The sequence below is a fragment of the Alkalibacterium sp. MB6 genome (genome assembly GCF_009935905.1).
GTDB lineage: Bacteria > Bacillota > Bacilli > Lactobacillales > Carnobacteriaceae_A > Alkalibacterium.
On the sequence record NZ_PREX01000081.1, the window covers coordinates 1 to 385 of the forward strand.

Consider the following 385-nt stretch of genomic DNA (forward strand, 5'->3'; position numbering starts at 1 on the left):
GTGGCGGAATTGGCAGACGCACTAGATTTAGGCTCTAGCGCTTCACGGCGTGGGGGTTCAAGTCCCTCCATCCGCATAGTAATACAGTAGTATTGCTAAAAGCCGGCTTAGCTCAGTTGGTAGAGCAACTGATTTGTAATCAGTGGGTCGAGGGTTCAAATCCTTTAGCCGGCATTTTTTTTGGCATTAATATGTTGTGTTGCGGAAGTAGTTCAGTGGTAGAACATCACCTTGCCAAGGTGGGGGTCGCGGGTTCGAATCCCGTCTTCCGCTTGTTTACCCTATACATATAATGTGTATAATCATGCCGGGGTGGCGGAATAGGTAGACGCACAGGACTTAAAATCCTGCGGAGGTTTCTCCGTGCCGGTTCGATTCCGGCCCT

General features: G+C 49.9%; 2 tRNA genes. Both read left to right on the top strand.

The features are described from left to right. Nucleotides 1-101: 101 nt before the first annotated feature. Nucleotides 102-174 (top strand) — tRNA-Thr (locus tag C3945_RS11760). A gap of 27 nt (nt 175-201) precedes the next feature. Further along, nucleotides 202-273, top strand: a tRNA-Gly gene (locus tag C3945_RS11765). Nucleotides 274-385: the final 112 nt, after the last annotated feature.